The sequence below is a fragment of the Hymenobacter endophyticus genome (assembly GCF_032464715.1).
GTDB classification, from domain to species: Bacteria; Bacteroidota; Bacteroidia; order Cytophagales; family Hymenobacteraceae; genus Hymenobacter; species Hymenobacter endophyticus.
In genome coordinates this window covers 53646-70087 of the sequence record NZ_JAWDJT010000009.1, presented here as the reverse complement: position 1 = coordinate 70087, position 16442 = coordinate 53646, and the positions used below count along the sequence as shown (strand labels likewise).

9 protein-coding genes are annotated in these 16442 nt (G+C 60.5%); 8 read left to right on the top strand and 1 reads right to left on the bottom strand.

Annotated features, from left to right (window positions below; all coding sequences use genetic code 11):
- The first annotated feature begins 2 nt into the window (after window positions 1–2).
- The 6 genes from ROI90_RS13995 (at window position 3) to ROI90_RS13970 (ending at window position 9591) form a co-directional block, all read left to right on the top strand.
- Window positions 3–962, top strand: coding sequence for a formylglycine-generating enzyme family protein (locus tag ROI90_RS13995; RefSeq protein WP_315998976.1), 960 nt, complete (start codon window positions 3–5; stop codon window positions 960–962).
- A gap of 100 nt (window positions 963–1062) precedes the next feature.
- On the top strand, window positions 1063–3609 hold the full coding sequence (locus tag ROI90_RS13990; RefSeq protein ID WP_315998975.1) for a type IA DNA topoisomerase: 2547 nt from the start codon (window positions 1063–1065) through the stop codon (window positions 3607–3609).
- Window positions 3610–3679: 70 nt separating this feature from the next.
- Entirely contained in the window at window positions 3680–4630 is a 951-nt protein-coding gene (locus ROI90_RS13985) for a hypothetical protein (protein WP_315998974.1), read from the top strand.
- A 48-nt stretch (window positions 4631–4678) separates the two neighbouring features.
- Window positions 4679–4861 (top strand): DUF2905 domain-containing protein, encoded by a 183-nt coding sequence (locus ROI90_RS13980; RefSeq protein ID WP_315998973.1) that lies wholly within the window; start codon window positions 4679–4681, stop codon window positions 4859–4861.
- Between the two features lie 278 nt (window positions 4862–5139).
- Window positions 5140–7479 carry a glycosyl hydrolase family 28 protein gene (locus tag ROI90_RS13975; RefSeq protein ID WP_315998972.1) on the top strand — a complete coding sequence of 780 codons (2340 nt, stop codon included), beginning with the start codon at window positions 5140–5142 and terminating at the stop codon, window positions 7477–7479.
- A gap of 183 nt (window positions 7480–7662) precedes the next feature.
- Window positions 7663–9591 carry a glycoside hydrolase family 88 protein gene (locus tag ROI90_RS13970; RefSeq protein WP_315998971.1) on the top strand — a complete coding sequence of 643 codons (1929 nt, stop codon included), beginning with the start codon at window positions 7663–7665 and terminating at the stop codon, window positions 9589–9591.
- Window positions 9592–9738: 147 nt separating this feature from the next.
- Here ROI90_RS13970 and ROI90_RS13965 read toward each other — a convergent pair whose 3' ends face one another.
- Window positions 9739–10767, bottom strand: coding sequence for a LacI family DNA-binding transcriptional regulator (locus ROI90_RS13965; RefSeq protein WP_315998970.1), 1029 nt, complete (start codon window positions 10765–10767; stop codon window positions 9739–9741).
- A 457-nt stretch (window positions 10768–11224) separates the two neighbouring features.
- Here ROI90_RS13965 and ROI90_RS13960 point away from each other — a divergent pair, with 457 nt between their 5' ends.
- Both ROI90_RS13960 and ROI90_RS13955 read left to right on the top strand, forming a co-directional pair.
- The gene (locus tag ROI90_RS13960; protein WP_315998969.1) at window positions 11225–14494 is read left to right on the top strand and encodes a SusC/RagA family TonB-linked outer membrane protein; all 3270 of its coding nucleotides are present in this window, start codon (window positions 11225–11227) and stop codon (window positions 14492–14494) included.
- Between the two features lie 19 nt (window positions 14495–14513).
- The gene (locus tag ROI90_RS13955; protein WP_315998968.1) at window positions 14514–16355 is read left to right on the top strand and encodes a RagB/SusD family nutrient uptake outer membrane protein; all 1842 of its coding nucleotides are present in this window, start codon (window positions 14514–14516) and stop codon (window positions 16353–16355) included.
- The last annotated feature ends 87 nt before the right edge of the window (window positions 16356–16442 follow it).

Genomic DNA, 16442 nt, shown 5'->3' with positions numbered 1-16442 from the left:
GTATGTGTGATTTACGATTAGTAGTATTGATATGTTTAATTATTTCCAGCTGGGCGCAAGCACAACGGAAGACGCCTGCTCAGATACTACCCGAACCACCCGGTGTCGTTCGAGTATCCGATAATCTTTTCATGGATGAGGCAGAGGTAGCCAATATTCACTGGCTGGAATATCTACAGTACATTAGGTGCGACTCCTCATACACCTTCTATCAAAGCCAAATTCCCGATTCTACTGTCTGGAAGACATTTGCTGAAGAGCTTGGTGCCCGTTTAATGGATCCATTTGTTGCTCACTATTTCAGGTATCCAGGATTTCGATATTACCCGTTGGTGGGCATAAGCTATGAGCAAGCAGTAGCCTACTGTCGATGGCGGAGCAGCATGGTGAACAACGGCTATTTTCAATCGGCAGAGTTTCAAAAGAAGCACCCAGAGCTACGCAACTTCAACGTAATGGCTGAATACCGTTTACCCACGGAGACAGAATGGGAACAAGCTGTAACTGGAAACCAGCCGGTTGGCACTGAGCCTTTAGAGTTGGTGCCTTGGCCTCCCAAATTCAGTCTTAGGCCCGTACTGCTACGCAAAGAAAAGAACTTGGATTCCTGCGTAACAGCCTTCGCTTTACCTAGAGACAAACCCGTGTTTCAGCTTCCATATACATTGCGGGAAAACTTTATTTCGGAAGAGAATGGTCAGCCGTTTTTCTGTCCTGCGTATCAGGAGTTCTTTACGGAATATATCTATAACCATCCACCAACTGCCAGCAAACTATACCACGTCATTGGTAACGTGGCCGAGCTGACGGCAACGAAGGGAATAGCTAAGGGCGGTTCGTTTCGGTCGTCGGTGCGGCAGATTACGGTAAGTTCCCGGCAACTGTATCAAGGGCCACAATGCTGGCTGGGCTTTCGGTGCGTAGCCACCGTGCGGCTAGTACCCAAACCTGTTACACAATAGGGTATATTTCCTACTGTATTTCGACCTTTCTGCACCCTATCTTTGTTGATTCTCCGCTGGTCTAGTGTCAGCACTATCACATACTTGAGAGAACCAACGAGTGAAAGTTTGCATTGCCGAAAAGCCCAGCGTGGCCCGCGAAATTGCCCAGGTGCTGGGTGCCAACCGCAAAATGGACGGCTACTTCGAGGGCAACGGCTACCAGGTAACCTGGACGTTCGGCCACTTCTGCCAGCTGCGCGAGCCCGAGGACTACCGCCCCGAGTGGAAGCGCTGGAGCATTCATGATTTGCCCATGCTGCCTGAGCAGTTCGGCATCAAGCTCATGCGCCGCGACGACGGGGTGGTGCGCCAGTTCAACGTGATTAAAAACCTGCTGGCCTCCGCCGAGGAAGTTATCAACTGCGGCGACGCCGGGCAGGAAGGGGAGGTAATTCAGCGCTGGGTGCTGCTGGAGGCCAAGTACCGTAAGCCCACTAAGCGCCTCTGGATTTCCTCGCTCACCGAAGAAGCCATCCGCCAAGGGTTCCAGAACCTGCGCGAGGGCTCGGAGTTCGACTCGCTCTACCAGGCCGGTAAAAGTCGCGCCGTGGGCGACTGGCTGCTGGGCCTGAATGCTACCCGCTTGTTTACGCTCAAGTACGCGCCCGGGCAGCGGCAGGTGCTTAGCATCGGGCGGGTACAAACGCCCACGCTGGCCCTGCTGGTGGACCGTTACCACGAAATTCAAAACTTTCGGCCCGAGCCGTACTGGGTGCTGCGCACTGAGTATCGGGGCACCATGTTCAGCCACGTAGCCGTGGTGAAAAAGGGCAAGGACGATGATGAGCCCGACGAAAAAGCCCGTCTGAAAGCCCGCGGCTACTTCGTGACCCAGGAGGAAGCCGACGCGGCTCTGGCCCAGGTAACCGGCCAGCCCCTGACGGTCACGAACGTGGAAATCAAAAAGGCCTTAGAATCCCCACCTGCTTTGTTTGATTTGACCTCCTTGCAGGTGCAGTGCAACAACCAGCTGGGACTCTCGGCTGAGGACACGCTCAAGACGGTGCAGGGCCTCTACGAGAAAAAAGTAGTGAGCTACCCCCGCGTGGATACCACTTACCTGCCCGACGACCAGTACCCCAAAATTCCCGGCATTCTGCGCGGGCTGGGCGGCCAGCACGCAGTCCTGGCGGCCCCGCTGCTGGCGGGGGGCAAAATCCGCAAGAGTACCAAGGTGTTCAACAACCAGAAGGTGACGGACCACCACGCCATAATCCCCACCGGGGCCAGCGCGGGCAGCCTGCACGGCACCGAGCAGCAGGTGTATGACATCATCGTGCGCCGCTTCCTGGCCGCATTTTACCCCGATTGCGAGGTGTCGAATACCACCGTGACGGCCGACGTAGCCGGGCGCACCTTCCGGGTGCGGGGCCGCCAGATTCTGAGCCCCGGCTGGCGCGAAGTGTACGGCGACCCGGAGAAGCAGCAGGCTCCCTCGGGCCCCAAAGCGGCCGGTGAAGGCGACGACGACGTGGTGAGCACCGTGCTGCCCAGCTTCCAGAAGGACGAAACCGGCCCCCACAAGCCCCGCCTCGACGCCAAGCAAACCCAGCCCCCCCGCGAATACACGGAGGCCATGCTGCTGCGGGGGATGGAAACCGCCGGCCGCAACGTGGACGACGATGAGCTGCGCCAGGCCATGAAGGAAAATGGCATCGGCCGCCCCTCCACCCGCGCCGCCATCATCGAAACCCTGTTCAAGCGCGGCTACATCCGCCGCGACCGGAAGAAGATAGTGCCCACGCCCACCGGCGTGGAGCTCATCGGCCTCATCCGCAACCCCACGCTGAAGTCGGCGGAACTGACGGGGCAGTGGGAGCGGAAGCTGCGCCAGATTGAAGGCGGCCAGCTCGACCAGGAGCAATTTCTGGGCGAGCTGAAACACCTGGTGCGCGAGATGGTGCACGAGGTAAAGCACGACGGCTCCGGCCGCGCCGTAACTGTAGCCAACGCCGTGCAAACCGCGCCAGTTGCTGGTAAAGCGGCTGCTACTCGTCCAACCCCGGCGGCAGCGGCCACGCCCGCTGTGCCCGGTGCACTGGGCCCGTGCCCAGCCTGCGGTGGTGGTCACGTGCTGCGCGGGAAGTCGGCGTTTGGCTGCTCACGGTGGAAGGAGGGTTGCCAGTTTCGGCTGCCAGTGGAGTTTGAGGGCAAGAAGTTCACCGATAAGCAGGTGGGCGACCTGCTAAAAAAAGGCCGTACCCAGGTCATGCAGGGTTTCCTGGACGATGCCGGCAACAAGTTCGGAGCCGCCATCCGGCTCACGACCGAACGTACCCTGGAGCTGGTACGCGCCGCCGAGAGTAAGCCCACGACCTCCCAGGACCCTGGCCAGATACCCTGCCCGGTGTGCCGCCTGGGCCAGATGCTGAAGGGCAAAAGCGCCTGGGGCTGCTCCCGATTCCGCGAGGACTGCCAGTTCCGGGCTCCGTTCGAGTGGGGCGGCAAAACCCTCACCGACACCCAGATGAACCAACTCCTGCGCAAAGGCAAAACCGGCGTCATCCGCGGCTTCATCTCCAGCAAAACCGGCAACCGCTACGAAGCCGCGTTGCAAGTGGGGGCCGACGGACGCATTGAGCCGGTGTTTGATAACAAGGGGTAGTGGGCGGTAAGAACCTGCCGATCAGAGCCCAAGCGTGGTATTTACTTAACTATATGCAATACTAGTTTCTATGCCTGCCTACTTCGGTAAATATCTTTTCCTGACTGCCCTGATTTTGTTAGTGCTTGGGGCTGCATCAGATATTTTTTGCCAGGTAGCGGCGCAGAAGTACGTGCCCGGCCGGATTGCTGCCATAGAAACGGATGCGCAGGTGCTGGAACTTATCCGGCCATTCGGTTGGGAATTTGAAGAAGTTGTGCTGGGTGATTCAGCAGTGTTGGCGTACCGACCTTATCGTTCTACCCGATTTGCGGTACGCGGAGCACAAACTTGGTTTAAGGCCGATTTTGACCACAACGGGTTGCCTGATTTACTGGTGCTGGCCCGGCGTAAGGATATTCCGTTTGTGTTTTGCGTGCTGGATATGGGAACCAAGTTTCAGGTAGCGCGCAATTTTGCTAATGGTGTGCGCCGTCGTCAGCCCGTAGCTCGGGTGGTTGTGCGCAATGGTCAGGACCTTCTGGAATACGCTGATTTTACCAGGTGGAGAGGGCGGGGGGGGAAGTTGGTAGACCGCCGTACCTCGCTGTTATCCTTCGTTGCGGGTGGATTCGTGGAATATAATCCCCGGCCTGTCCCTTGTCACATCAGACAGCTTACGTACGAAAGCTTTAACGCTTACCATCAAACTGTCCGCACCCGCATTGCAGTAAAAGGGGACTCTATTCAGTTCTGGGAGCAACGGACGGATAGATATGACAGCACCCAGAATTCACAAGCTCAACGGCAAAAACCACTGACGCCCGCGCAACGGGAGCAGCTCGTCCAATTGCTGTCTTATATCAATTATTCCGCCCTGCGAAATAATTACGGTAGTGTTCATGTTAATCATACCAACCACGTTGAGCTGACGGTAGAGAATGAACATGGGGAAAAGAAGAGTATTGATGATTTGAATGGATACGGAACGATGGGTTTGCGACGGCTGTATGCCTTACTCCATGAATTAGCCCGCCCGTAACTTCCATGCCTCCCCACCTCGGTAAAACGCTGTTCCTGCCTGGGCCTGATGGTGCTGGGGGCGCTGCTGTGGCTGGGCGGCGGTAGCCTACTCAGTTGGTTCGGGCGGCTGCCGGGCGACGTGCGGGTGGAGCGGCCGGGCTTCCGGCTGTACGTGCCGTGGGTGTCGATGCTCGTGGTGAGTGCGGGGCTGAGCGCGCTGCTGTGGCTGGTGAGGCGGTTGGGAGAGTAGGGGCGGAAGTGCAAATACGGGTGTGATTGAGCAGGTTGTTTGGTCTTCTGCCGTGCGGGAGCAGAGCTGTTTTACTACTGTAAGCAGAGGCGCCGGCCGCTTCCGGCAACGTGCCCGATAACGTTTGCGCAAAAAATAGCCGGCCGGGGTGCAGTGAGGGCCAACTATTCCGCTAACCTTAACGACTATTCAGCACTCACTCACCAGCCCGGCTTCCCGGAAAACTGCTGTTTGGTGAGCCGCTTTTCGTTCTACGCTCCTTCCCATTCCCGCCCGATATGAAGCAACTCTGTGCTCTGCTGCTGGCCGTGCTGCTGCTGGCTTTCCGCCCGCCCGCCGACAACCGGAACCCCACCATTTTCCTCGTCGGGGATTCCACCATGTCGGATAAGCCGCTGGACAAGGCCGAGCGGGGCTGGGGCATGTACTTCCGGCAGTATTTCGATGCGAATGTGGCGCTGCAGAACCACGCTATGAACGGGCGCAGCACCCGCAACTTCCGCCACGAAGGCCGCTGGGCCAAGGTGCTGGAGCAACTCAAGCCCGGCGACTGGGTGTTCATCCAGTTCGGCCACAACGACAGCAAGCAGGAGGACACCGCCCGCTACGCCGCCCCCCAAACCGCCTACCGCCAGAACCTGACCCGCTACGTGCGGGAAGCCCGCGCCAAGGGTGCCAACCCGGTGCTGCTGACGCCCGTCGGCCGCCGCTACTTTGACGAGGCCGGCAAGCGCAAGGACGACCACGGCGAATACCCCGGCGTGGTGCGCGAAGTTGCCAAAGCCCAGAAAGTGCCGCTGATTGACGCCCACGAAGCTACCTGGACCATGTACTCCCAACTCGGCGACGCGGGCACCAAGCCGCTGTTCTGGAGCTACCAGAACGGCGCCAACAACACCAAGCTTGATAACACGCACTTCTCGGCCTACGGCGCCGAGCGGGTGGCCCAGCTGGTAGCCCAGGACGTGAAAAAACAGAACCTGGGTATTGCCGCTCACCTCAAGCCTTTGGCCTTCGCCGGCAAGTACGCCTATGAGCTGCCCATTGTGCTGCAGCCATACTTCCGCAAGGATACCTTCAACATCACCAAGTACGGTGCCGTGGCCGACGGGCAGACGCTTAACACCGAGGCCTTCCGCAAAGCCATTGAAGCCTGCAGCCAGCAAGGCGGCGTGGTGCTGGTGCCGCGCGGCCTCTGGCTCACGGGTTCCATTCAGCTCAAAAGCAACGTGAACCTGCACGTAGCCAAAGGTGCGCTGGTGCAGTTCAGCAACAAGCTCTCCGATTATCAGCTCATCAAAACCAACTGGGAAGGCGAGGATGCCGTGCGCAACCAGTCGCCCATTTCCGGCTACGACCTTGAAAACATTGCCATTACCGGCGAAGGCACCTTCGATGGGGCCGGCGACGCCTGGCGCATGGTGAAAAAGGAAAAGCTCAACGCCGGCCAGTGGCAGCGCCTCGTGAAATCGGGCGGAGTGGTGGACGAGAAAGGCACGACCTGGTACCCCTCGGCCGGCTCCCTCAAAGGCTCGACACTCAGTAAGCCCTGGACCTATGCGGCCGGGCAAGAGCCCGACTTTAGCAAGTTTGCCGAGTTCAAGGATTTTCTGCGGCCCAACATGCTCAGCCTGCAGCGCTGCAAGCAGATTCTGCTCGAAGACTTCACCATCCAGAACTCCCCGGCCTGGACCATTCACCCGCTGCTCTGCGACAACATCACGCTACGCAACGTGACGGCCCGTAACCCCTGGTACGGCCAAAACACCGACGCCCTGGACCTGGAATCCTGCCGCAACGGCCTGGTGGAAGGCTGCACCTTTGACGTGGGCGACGACGGCATCTGCATCAAATCGGGCCGCGACGCGGAAGGCCGTCGGCGCGGCGTGCCCACCGAGAACTTCATCATTCGGGATACGAAAGTGTACCACGCCCACGGCGGCTTCGTGATTGGCTCGGAAATGTCGGGCGGGGCGCGCAACCTGTACGTGAGCAACTGCACCTTCATGGGCACCGATGTGGGCCTGCGCTTCAAGACGGCCCGGGGCCGGGGCGGCGTGGTGGAAAACATCTTCGTGGACGGCGTGGACATGACCGACATTGCCGGCGAGGCTATTCTGTTCGACATGTACTACGCCGCCAAGGACCCCGTGCAGGTAAATGGTGAAGCGTTTGGCATACCCGAAATCAAGGCCGAGCCGCTGGGCGAAGGCACGCCGCAATTCAAAAATTTCCGCATCACCAACGTGACGTGCAAAGGAGCCAATACTGGTATTCTGGTGCGCGGCCTCCCCGAAATGGCGGTGCAAAACGTGGAAATCGAAAACACCGTGCTGGAATGCAACAAAGGCCTCGTGTGCCAGGAAGCCGACGATATCCGCTTCAAAAACCTGACGCTGCTGTCCAAGGAAACCAAGCCCGTGCTGGAAGTGCAGAACAGCCGCAACATCAGCTTCGATAACCTGCGCTACGCCCCCGGCGCCGAGCTGCTGCTGCGCGTAACGGGTGCCCGCAGCAAAGCCGTAACCCTGCGCAACACCGACACCAAAGCCGCCAAAAAGGGCGTGGAAATGGGCGAGAAGGTGGCCAAGAAAACGGTGACGGTAAGCAAACTGTAGGAACGAAGCTCCCCTCCTTGGAAAGGAGGGGATGCGGCGGCGCAGCCGACGCTGGGGTGGTTGACCCGCGTGCTGATGTTGTTTGCCCGAACGACCTGACCCCGAGTCGTTCAACGAATCAACCACCCCTAGCCCCTCCTTTCCAAGGAGGGGAACTAGTTTTCTAGCTCTAGCTTCCCATTCATGTCCTTCCGCTCTTTCCTGTTTGCCGGTTTCCTGCTCGCCTCGCTTTCCACCCAGGCCCAGACCGCACCCGCGGCGCGGCCGATGTCGCAGCGCATGGCCGATGCGTTTATCAGCTGGCATCCGGATTCCATTGTTATTGGCAACCGCAAAACGGCCCGCTGGGACTATGAGCAGGGCCTGATGCTGAAGGCGCTGGAGCGGGTGTGGCAGCGTACCGGCGACGCCCGCTACTTCACCTATATCCAGAAAGACCTCGACCAGTTTGTGCGCCCCGACGGCAGCATCCGCACCTATAAGCTGGAAGACTACAACCTCGACAACCTGACCACCGGCCACGCCCTGCTCACGCTCAGCCAGATGTCGGTGCCCCAGGCCGAGAAGTACCGGCTGGCTGCCCAGCAGCTGCGCAAGCAGCTGGAGGGGCAGCCGCGCACCAAGGCCGGCGGCTTCTGGCACAAGAAAATCTACACCAACCAGATGTGGCTGGATGGCCTCTACATGGCCGAGCCGTTCTATGCCGAGTACAGCCAGGTTTTCAACCAGCCCGCCGGCTTCAACGATGTGGCCAAGCAGTTTGCCCTGATTGAACAGAACCTCACCGACCCCAAAACCGGCCTCATGTACCACGGCTACGACGAGAGCCGGGAGCAGCAGTGGGCCAACAAAACCACCGGCCAGTCGCCCAATTTCTGGGACCGGGGCCTGGGCTGGTACGCCATGGCGCTGGTAGATGTGCTGGATTATTTCCCCCAGAACCATCCGCAGCGCCAGCAGCTCATCAAAGATGTGCAGCGCCTGGCGCCGGTGCTGGTGAAGTACCAGGGGGCCAGCACTGGCACCTGGGCGCTGGTGATGGACCAGGCCACGCGCAAGGGCAACTACCAGGAGGCCTCGGGTAGCAGCATGTTCGTGTATTTCCTGCAGAAAGGTGTGCGTATGGGCTACCTCGACAAGAAGTACGCTGCCGCCGCCCGCAAAGGCTACGACGGCCTGCTGAAGCAGTTTGTGGCCGAAGAAAGCGGCGCGCTGACCTTCAACGGCACCGTGAGCGTGGGCGGCCTCGGCGGCAAGCCCTACCGCGACGGCAGCTTCGAGTACTACCTCACCGAGCCGCTGCGCAAGAACGACCTGAAAGGCGTGGGCCCGTTCATTCTGGCCAGCGTGGAGATGGAAACCGCCGCCAATGCCGTAGGCCAGGGTAAAACCGTGGCCGTGGACAATTACTTCAACCACGAGCTGCGCAAAAACGCCCTGAGCGGTCAGCAGGAAACCTGGCACTATACCTGGGACGACCGAACCCACGGCGGCTTCTATTTCTGGGGCCAGCAGTTCCGCGACCTGGGTGCGAAAACTGCCACCATCAGCGCTGCGCCTACGGCCGCCGCGCTGAAAGGTGTGGACGTGTTCATCATCGTGGACCCGGACACCAAAAAGGAAACCCCGCAGCCCAACTTCGTGCAGCCCGCCGACGTGCAGGCCCTGAAGAAATGGGTGCAGGATGGCGGTACGCTGATGCTGATGGCCAACGACACCAGCAACTGCGAAATCCCGCGCTTTAATACCCTGGCCCGGGCCTTTGGGATGGAGTTTCTGCCCCTGAACCTAAACATGGTGAAGGGCAGCGAATTTGAACAGGGCCGGGTGAATATCCCGGCCGGCAACGCTGTGTTCAAAACCTCCAAATCGGCCTACATCAAGGAGCTGGCCCCGCTGAAAGTGCAGGCCCCCGCCACGCCGCTCGTGAAGATGGGGGAGCACACCGTCATTGCCACGGCCAAAATGGGCAAAGGAACCGTGCTGGCCGTGGGCGACCCATGGCTGTATAATGAGTACGTGGACGGCCGCAAGATTCCAACCTCGTTCGAGAACTACAACGCTGGCCGCGACCTAGCGACTTGGCTGCTGCAACAGTCTGGCCGCAAGTAGCGGCGCGTAGGCGGGCCAGCAGTTTAGGTGAGTGAGTTGCTGGCTCACCTGCGTGTTGAAGGGAAAAGAAGTGACGAAAACGGCCGCTGTTCCACGCGTTGGGTGGAGCAGCGGCCGTTTTGCCTTGGCTTGGTTGAGTAGCAGACACTACAGCTTCACCGCTTCCTGCCGGGTGGAGCTGCGCACAATGAGCTCCGTGGGGATGCGGACGGTTTCAATGGGAAGGGCGCGGTGCTTGCGCTCAATCTGGTCGATGAGGCGCTCGGCGGCTACCTGCCCGATTTCCTGGGCGGGCTGCACCACGGTGCTCAGGGCCGGGTTCAGCAAATGGGCCACGTTGAGGTTGGTAAAGCCGATAAGGGAAACATCCTCGGGGATGTGTAGGTTGCGCTGCCCCAAAGCCTGCAAACACCCCACGGCCAAACGGTCGGAGGCCGTAAAAAACGCGTCGGGTGGGGTATCCAGGTGCATCAGCTCATCAATCATGGGGCCTACCTCATCGGGCCCGAAGGTGCCGTAGCGGATCAGATTTTCGTCGAACTCCACCCCGTACTGTTCCAGGGCGGCGCGGTAGCCGGCCAGGCGCTCCTGCGTGATGCTGAGCCAGGGCTGAATGGTGAGGTGGGCAACGCGGCGGCGGCCCTCCTTCAGCAGGTGCTCGGTGGCGGCAAAGGCCCCGCCGAAGTTATCGGCCACCACCTTGGTCACGTTCAGCTCGCTGGAAACCCTATCGAACAGCACCAGTGGCACGTTTTTGTCCAGCACTTCCTGCAGGTGCTCCACGTCGGCGGTTTCGCTGCTGAGGGATATCAGCAGGCCGTCCACTTTCCGCGACATGGCCTGCTGCACGTTGGCCATCTCCCGCTCGTAGCTTTCCTGGCTCTGGAAGATGATGACGTGGTAGCCCCGGTTGTAGGCAATGGCCTCGATGCCGTTGATAGCCTGGGAGAAGAAGTAGTTGGCAATCTGGGGCAGAATCACGCCGATGGCGCGGCTGGCGCTGCCTTTCAGGCTGAGGGCAATGGGGTTGGGGCGGTAGTTGAGCCGCTCGGCGCACTCCATTACCCGGCGCTTGGTTTCAGCGTTGATTTCGTAGCTGCCCCGCAGCGCCCTCGACACGGTGGAGGTAGAAATACCCAGCTCCCGGGCAATGTCTTTGATGGTGTAGGTCTCCACGAGAAGAAGCAGCGCTAGAACGGAAGGAATGGCAAGAGGAGAGTGGGTACTTACTAAAGTACAAGAATGTACCCGTTGCCGGAAAGGTGCCCACCGGCCCGAAAAATAGGCATACTCGGCGAATAACCGGAATAATGACCCGGAAAAACTCCGGCGGTGACTGATTGGTCACGTTCCCGACATCGTTTGCACAAATTATTCAGGTCAATTTCTTCCTTTTCGCGGGGGCTTCCTGTAACCTTAATCAAGCCAACCGCTGGCCGGCTCCAATCCCCACGCAGCCACCTTCTCCAAATAGTATACAACGCTACCCTGGGGAAGACGCCAGCGGCTGGCCGCGAAAAGCAAACCTGCCAGCCCGAAGCCTCGCTGGCACCCTGCGGTTTCGGGCGTTGCTTACCCAGGCACCCAGCCGGCCCACATTCCCACATCAATTCCCACACCATCACGTCACGTCATGAAAAAAAATCTACTGTTACTGGCGCCGCTTCTGGTGGCAACGGTGGCACCCGCCTGGGCGCAGCAGCGCCGCGTACAGGGGGTTGTTAAGTCGGACAAGGGAGAAGCGCTGCCCGGCGTAACGGTGGTGGTGAAAGGCACCAACCTGGGGGCCTCTACCGACGGGGAAGGCCGCTTCAGCCTAGCCGTGCCCGACAACGCCACGCTGCGCTTCAGCTACATCGGCTTTCTGCCCTACGAGGTGGCGGTGGGTAGCAAAACCGACCTGACGGTGGCGCTAAAGGAAGACAGCAAAACGCTGGACGACGTGGTGGTAATTGGCTACCAGGCCGTGCAGCGCCGCGACGTGACGGGCTCGGTGTCGTCGGTGAGTGCCCAGCAGATCAAGGATATTCCGGTGAACTCTGCCGCCGAGGCCCTGACGGGGCGCCTGGCCGGGGTGCAACTCACGTCCTCGGAGGGTACGCCGGGCAACCAGGATGTGCGGGTGCGGGTACGGGGCGGCGGCTCGGTAACGCAGGATAACTCGCCCCTGTACGTGGTGGATGGCATCCAGATTGAAAACGCGCTGAACGTCATTGCGCCCCAGGACATTGCCTCCGTGGACGTGCTCAAGGACGCTTCGGCCACGGCCATTTACGGGGCCCGCGGTGCCAACGGCGTAGTCATTATAACCACCAAAAAAGGCATCGAAGGCAAAACCGTTATCAGCTACAACGGCTTTGCCGGTTTCCGCCGCATCAGCAACAAGCTGGGCGTGCTCAAGCCCGCCGACTACCTGAACTACCAGTATGAGCGGGCCCAGCTGGCCGGCGCTACCGGGCAGGGCGGGCTTTCGGCGTTTGGCAAGCTGTTCGGCTCCCGCAACTACCTCAGCGACACGCTGGAGCGGGCCCGCCAGGCCCCCGTGATGGACTGGCAGGACGAGGTATTCGGGCGCGACGCCTTCCAGCAAACCCACAACCTGTCGGTTTCGGGTGGGGTGAAGGGCACTACGTACTCGCTGAGCCTGACGCGCAACGACGAGGACGGCATTCAGCGGGGCTCCGACTTCACCCGCAACCTGGTGAACTTCCGCTTTGATACCAAGCCCATGGACCGCCTGCGGGTGGGCCTGAACATGCGCTTCAACGACCAGACGGTGAACGGGGCGGGCACTTCCTCCTCGGGTTCCAATGTGACGTCCCGCCTGCGCAACACCATTCAGTACATGCCCCTGATGGTGCCCAACGCCACGGGGCAGGTGCTGGACCCCAACACCTTCGATGACGAGTTCTTCACGAACTCCAGCCTGGTAAACCCGGTGCTCACCATCGACAACGAGTACCGCCGCGACAAGCGCCGCACTTTCAACATCGGGGCCAACGCCTCGCTGGAGCTGACGAAGGGCCTGATGCTGAGCTCCATTGCCGGCTTTGACATTACGAATTCGGAGCTGGGTACCTTCAATGGCCGGTACTCACCCACTATCCGGCAGGCGGCCGGGGGGTACCTCAATCTGCCTTTCGCCACCATTACCTCGGCTACCCAAAGCACCCTCAACAACTCCAACACGCTGAGCTACAGCTGGGAGAAGGGCAAGCACCAGGTAGGGGCGCTGGTAGGCCAGGAAATCTACCAGCAGCAAACCAAGCAGCAGTTCATCCAAACCAACTTCCTGCCCCTGGACATTACCGCCGAGCGGGCCCTGGCCAACATCAACCAGGGCGTGCTGCCGGCCGGCGTAACCTCCCAGCCCGTGCTGCCCGGTACCAGCATTCCCACCGACTACCGTTTGCTCTCGGGCTTCGGCCGCCTCACGTACTCCTTCGATGATAAGTACCTGTTCACGGGCACGTTCCGGGCCGACGGCTCTTCCAAATTCCGGGAGGGTAACCGCTGGGGCTACTTCCCCGGGGCTTCGGTAGCCTGGCGCATTTCCAAGGAGGAGTTCTTTAAATCGTTGACGGCCGTATCGGATTTGAAGCTGCGCCTGAGCTACGGCCAGGCCGGTAACAACCGCATCAACGATTTCCTCTACGACCAGCTGTACTCGGCCGGTAGCGCTCCCTACTTCCTCAACCACATTCAGGTGCTGGGCGCGGCGGCCACCACGCTGCCCAACCCCGACCTGAAGTGGGAAGTAACCACCTCCCGCGACCTGGGCGTGGACCTCTCGCTCTGGGACAACCGCGTGCAGTTTACCGGCGACGTGTACTACAACACCACTTCCGACCTGCTCATCAACCAGCCCATTCCGCCGTTTCTGGGCTATACCTCCCAGCTGCGCAACATCGGCGAAACCTCCAACAAGGGCATCGAGCTGCAGCTGACCGGCACCATTTTCAACAAGCCCAACTTCAGCTGGACGGCCACGGCCAACGCCTCCCTGAACCGGGGCAAAATTGAAAGCCTGGGCTCAGGCCTGACGGAAATTCCGGGTATTGCCTCGGGCTGGGCCGGTACCGCCCTCAATCGTGACTATGTGGCCCGGGTGGGCCGCCCAGTAGGGGAGATGTACGGCTACGTAACCGACGGCTTCCTGACGGCCAACGACTTCGAGAGCTACAACGCCACCACCCAGACCTGGACGCCGAAGAAGAATGCGCAGGGAGCCAATATTTTTCCGAATAACCTGGGCCTGATTGGTGAAACCGCCGCCCGGCCGGGCCTGATTAAGCTGAAAGACCTGAATAACGACGGCGTTATCAACGACCAGGACCAGACGGTTATTGGCAATGCCAACCCCAAAATTGCGGGCGGCCTGAACCAGCAGTTCACGTTCAAGAACTTCGACGCCAGCGTGTTCGTCAACTTCGTGCTGGGCAACGACATCTACAACGCCAACAAGATTGAATTCACCTCCAACACGGCCAACACCGTGTTCAGCAACGTGCTGGACGTAATGGAGAACCGCTACAGGGTGATTGGCTCGGATGGGGCGCTGGTAACGGACGTGGCGGCGCTGAATCAGCTCAACCAGAACGCCGACATCTGGACGCCCACCCGCAACTACTTCCTGCACTCCTGGGCCGTGGAGGACGGCTCCTTCCTGCGCATCAACAACGTGACGCTGGGCTACACCCTGCCCAAAACGCTTACCACCCGCGCCCACGTGCAGCAGCTGCGCTTCTACGTGACGCTCAACAACTTGTATACCTTCACCAAATACACGGGCTACGACCCCGAGGTGAACACCCGCCGCTCGTCGCCGCTCACGCCGGGCGTTGATTACGCGGCCTACCCGCGCAGCCGCGCCTTCCTGTTTGGCCTGAACCTTTCCCTCTAATTCCCACCCCCCAGTCGATATGAAATCCGCACTTATTTTCCGGACTGCACTGGCCGGGCTGGCCTTAGCGGGCAGCACCGGGGCCCTGGTATCCTGCCAGGATTACCTGAACGTGGAGCCGGTGGCCCTCAATACCACGGCCTACACGTTCAGCACCGTGGCCGGCGCTACGGCCGCCGTAATCGGGGCCTACGACCCGCTCTCGGGTGACCAGAGCTACGGTACCCGCGTGAGCATGTACTTCCCCTACGACTCGGATGAGATGATTGGCTCCTCGGGGGCCGCCGACGGGGCCCGGCGTAGCATTGCCCGCTACAAGTCGCTGGCCACCAATACCGAAATTACCAACCCCTGGAACACCTTGTACCAGGGCGTGGAGCGCGCCAACATCTGCATCCAGCAGATTCCGCAGATGGCCGCCTACAACAGCGGCCCGGCCGCCGATACGGCTGCTTTGCACCGCCTGCACGGCGAGGCCCTCACGCTACGGGCCCAGTACTACCTGGAGCTGATCCGGAACTGGGGGGATGTGCCCGCGCAGTTCACGCCCTCGGTATCGGGCCAGGATTTCAACCTGCCCAACGCCGACCGCAACGCCACGCTCACCAAGCTCATTGCCGATTTGCTGGAGGCTGAAAAGCTGGTGCCCTGGCGCACGCGGGCCGGCGCGGCCAGTGAGCGAATTACGAAGGGCGCGGTGAAGGCCCTGCGCGCCCGCTTGGCCCTATACCGCGGGGGCTACTCGCTGAAGGATGCCCAGATGACGCGCCCCAGCGACTACCTGGAGTACTACCGTATTGCCCGCGAGGAGTGCGCCGGCCTGCTGGCCAACCGGGGAGAGCACACGTTAAACGCCAGCTTCCTGGAGCTTTTCAAGAGCATTAATGAGCAGCGCCCCGAAGCCGCCAACGAAATCATGTTCCAGGTGGGCATGGGCGGCTCCACGGCCGTGTCGGATAGCAAGCTGGGTTACTACAACGGCCCCCGCCTGAATGCCTCGCCCATCTATGGCTCCACGCAGGGTGCCGTGACGGTGGTGCCTACCTACTTCTACGCCTTCGACTCCCTGGATGCCCGCCGCGACGTGACCATCACCACGTACAGCATTCCAGCCACTAACTTCCAGACTGGCGTGGCCCTGGGAGCTATTACCGACGGTAAATTCCGCCGCGACTGGCATAATCCTGCCATTCCGGGCACCGGCAACTACCTGGGTTACAACTGGCCAATCATCCGCTTTGCTGATGTGCTGCTGATGTTTGCTGAAGCCGAAAACGAGTTGAGCGGCCCCACCACGGCTGCCCAGAATGCCCTGTTGGAAGTGCGCACCCGCGGCTTCGGCGGCAACCGCACCCGCGCCCTGGCGGGCCTTGACTTAAGCTCGAAAGCCGGCTTCTTCAACGCCTTGGTGAACGAGCGGTACCTGGAGTTCGGAGGAGAAGGCATCCGCAAGTATGATTTGCTGCGCTGGAACCTGTTTGAAGCCAAGCTAGCCGAGGCCAAAGCCAACCTGCTGAAGCTGGCCCTGAATCAGTCCCCTTACCAGACGGTGCCGCAGTACATGTACTTCCGCACGCCGGCCGCCGGCAACGTGCAGTGGGCGCGCTCCTTCTACCGGCCTTCCCCGGCCGCCACGCCCGCCGGCACCACCCGCGTGAACTGGCGCCAGGCCATTGACGCCGCCTACATTGCCAACACCCGGCCCACGGGCTCCTCGGCCACGGTGGGTACCGTTACGGCCGCCAGCACCGGCACCGGCCTCGCCGCCGAGTACGTGCCCGGCCAGGGCAAGGAGCTGCTGCCCATTCCGCAAAGCACCCTGGCCGCCGACCCGGCCCTGAAGCAGAACTTCGGCTACTAATCAACCCAGAGCGTCATGCTGAGCTTGCCGAAGCATCCCGCGTGACGCTGCCCGACCTCACTAGCCCAGGGTTTAAACCCTGGGCTA